Origin of the sequence: Flavivirga aquimarina, from assembly GCF_030540835.1 — a bacterium.
Taxonomy (GTDB): Bacteria; Bacteroidota; Bacteroidia; order Flavobacteriales; family Flavobacteriaceae; genus Flavivirga; species Flavivirga aquimarina.
Genome location: NZ_JAUOEK010000008.1, coordinates 1 through 2,893, shown reverse-complemented (window position 1 = coordinate 2,893; position 2,893 = coordinate 1). Strand labels below are relative to the sequence as shown.

Here is a 2,893-nt window from a genome sequence, read left to right as displayed (position 1 = left end):
TAGCTTGTATAGCTTCTGAAATAGCTTGTAGCTTTAAATTCTCTTTCTCTATTTCGCTTGCCGGAAAACCCAAACTCCGCACCTCCGCACCTACACTTTTTACAAATTTTGAGCTTACTTTATATGCCCGTACCTTTTGAGTAAACATCATAGCATCCTCGTTATAGCACTTATAAAATAAACCTTCTTTGAAAAGTGTAAATCTTGTTTTATCGGCACTAACTTGTACTTTTTCTGCTATGGTCATATTATGGATATTTCAAAAAAAAATTATTAACATGATTTTTGCTCAACTCGGCATAGTTTAAACAAGTTCAACTCTGCTCTTGTTTTTCGCAAAAATTCCGACCCGCAAAGCGGGTATTATAAAAAACTACCTGTCCGCCGAAAAGGCGGAACAGGTAGTTTAAGTGACAAAGTATCAAATCGCTTCGCTAATCAAAGTGTCAATCCTTAAGGCAACGTACACTAAAGCCGCCCGCCCGGTAGTTGCTGTTCATGTAGGCATCGCTGCTGTAGAAGGACAGGCGCTTGGCGAATGTACCATTATTAACCGTACTTGACCAATAGTAGCCGAAGAAACCCACATTGCCGAGCGAACCATTGCTGAAGCTGCGGTAGCCTGCCACGGGCAATTTAAGTGGCGATGCAAAAGCACCGGCTGAATTATTACTGTCCCAGCTCGTGTGCTCGTCTATCCATTCAGCTTCTGTTGGCAGGCGGTAACCACTTGGGCAAGGGTTGTTGGTGCCGCTTACGCCCTGCCATAAATTGTCGTTTTGTGAGCTACGCCAGTCGGCTGGGCTACTGTTGGTAATAAAATCGCCATGCCCGGGAGTATCACTTGTTGCTAATGTAGCTGTTGTGCTTGATGTTCTGCTTTCGTGCCCATCGGCAGCACGCCCCCATTGGTACAAGTCCCCGTAAGCATCAGCATCGTTACTGCTTGTTGCTACTTGCGAAGCTCCAAGGTTGCGGTCCATCCATATTTTGCCTGTGTCGGAAGAAGTTATATCTTGCCACATTAGTCCAGATGTAGGATCAATATTGGTCCAAATTGGTACGCCATTTAGATTAGTAAGTCTTTGCCCTGTAGTTCCTGCTGCCACTATTACCCATGCAGTGCCGTTCCAGTATTGCATTTGGCCGGTAGCTGTGCCTGTGATAGCCCCAACTTTTGCAGTGTTTATTGCTACAGCATCAGATGCAGATGTTGAATAAGAAACTTTAAGAGTGTTAGCTGCAATTTCATCAGCTTGTGCAGTCGAAATACCCACTTTTTCAGTATTGGCAACTACATGGTCATTATCTGACACCAAGGCATCGGTATATCCTACTTTTAAAGTGTTGGCAGCTATTTCATTAGCTTGTGCAGTCGAAATACCATTTTCAGCTTTTTTTGCCTGCAATGCATAAGGTACACTTAACAACTGGCTTGTGCCTGCAATGGTATAGCTTGTGCCTCCTGTTGGGTCGGTTTCTGTTTTTATAAAAGAAGGACCAGAAGACCAATCTATGGTAGTAAAATTGCCACTTAAAACAGTTCCTGTTCCTATTTCTAATGTTACTAATCCGTTAACATTAGTGGTTGGTGTTTGGTTTTCTTTGTATACAACTGTTCCTGTCGCTGTAGTTTGCAAAATGCTTATTTGCATCCCTACTACTTGGTTTGTTACTAAAGCACCTGCTCCATCGCGGATTACCGCTTGATAACTCATTTTTTCGGGTGCTTGTGCAAAGGTGGTTGCTGTTAGTAATACAGCTAAAATAAATGTAAATAATTTTTTCATTGGTTTGACCTCCTTAATTTTTAATGATTTTAAATGTTTTAACTTCTTTGTTGACCTGCATTACTTTCACAAAGTATGTTGAAGGAAGAAGATTACTCATAATAATACTTGTTTGATTACCTATGATTTTCTCGTTTTGCAAAAGTTTTCCGTTAATGTCATATAGTTGATATGATAAATTTTTCAACTTCCAACTTTCAACTTTCAACTGTAAATAATCGGTAGTTGGGTTGGGATAAGCCGTAACCGAAAGGTTTATGCCTTTGGCTTGTTCAATTCCTAATGCTATCGAAATATAGGGTTGTTGTACGCCTTGTGCCACAGAACCATTTGTTCCTGTGTTGGTCGTGTAAACAACCTGTCCTACGGAATAGCTAGCCGAACCTCCGCTGCCTGAAGCATTGCCGCCTGTGGCGTTAACGCTTTCTTGTGCCTGCAACCCTGTCAGTCCGAGTCCTAATATGAGTATGGCACTTAGTTTTAATCGTTTGTAACTCATTTGTCCACCTTTTTTAATTATTAATATTCATTTTTGGTTATCTATTTAATATTCTGTTTTTCTGTGTCGTTTCGGCGGTCTTTTTTTTCAATGAACGCTAACGGCAGTTGTAGAGATAGAAGTAACTTGGTATTTTATATTATTAGCAGCCGTAAATTCATCTCCTACAGATTGACCATAGCTGGTCAAACTCAGTAAGCTAAAAAGGATGAAGGATAATTGCAATTGTATTTTTTTTCCATTTTCTTAGGAGTGTTTAATTTTATGATTTTCCTTTATGATTTTTGGTATATTTTAAACCGAATAGTATGAACTTCTCAGAGAACAGCCAATAATAAGTGCTTATGTAAATTAAACAAGGGACGAATAAAGCATTAAAAGGGATTTATCAAGATCAAATTCTCCATAAAGATTAATATGTTAGCTGGCCATAACCAAAATCGAACTCTATAAAAATATTAGGTATGCTGCGCATCTTTACTATTTCCTTTGAAAACGAAAGCAAAAAGGAACGCTGCGCTAGGACATAAATAAATATTGGCACTAAGTACAGCGCGTTCAATTTACCATCAAATTTATCTGCTTAAATAATGGCATTAACCCG

General features: G+C 39.6%; 3 protein-coding genes. All 3 read right to left on the bottom strand.

What is annotated here, in order from left to right; translation table 11 throughout:
* Window positions 1-247 (bottom strand): MutS N-terminal domain-containing protein (locus Q4Q35_RS00055; protein ID WP_496559748.1); only part of this gene is annotated, 247 nt, incomplete at its 3' end.
* Between the two features lie 199 nt (window positions 248-446).
* Window positions 447-1,718 carry a DUF8740 domain-containing protein gene (locus tag Q4Q35_RS00050; protein WP_303275871.1) on the bottom strand — a complete coding sequence of 424 codons (1,272 nt, stop codon included), beginning with the start codon at window positions 1,716-1,718 and terminating at the stop codon, window positions 447-449.
* A gap of 85 nt (window positions 1,719-1,803) precedes the next feature.
* The gene (locus tag Q4Q35_RS00045; RefSeq protein WP_303275870.1) at window positions 1,804-2,289 is read right to left on the bottom strand and encodes a T9SS type A sorting domain-containing protein; all 486 of its coding nucleotides are present in this window, start codon (window positions 2,287-2,289) and stop codon (window positions 1,804-1,806) included.
* Between the last annotated feature and the right edge of the window lie 604 nt (window positions 2,290-2,893).

Bases quoted from the DNA above. Each gene is read 5' to 3' on its own strand.
- Q4Q35_RS00050 (WP_303275871.1), bottom strand. From the start codon at position 1,718: ATGAGTTATCAAGCGGTAATCCGCGATGGAGCAGGTGCTTTAGTAACA.
- Q4Q35_RS00045 (WP_303275870.1), bottom strand. From the start codon at position 2,289: ATGAGTTACAAACGATTAAAACTAAGTGCCATACTCATATTAGGACTC.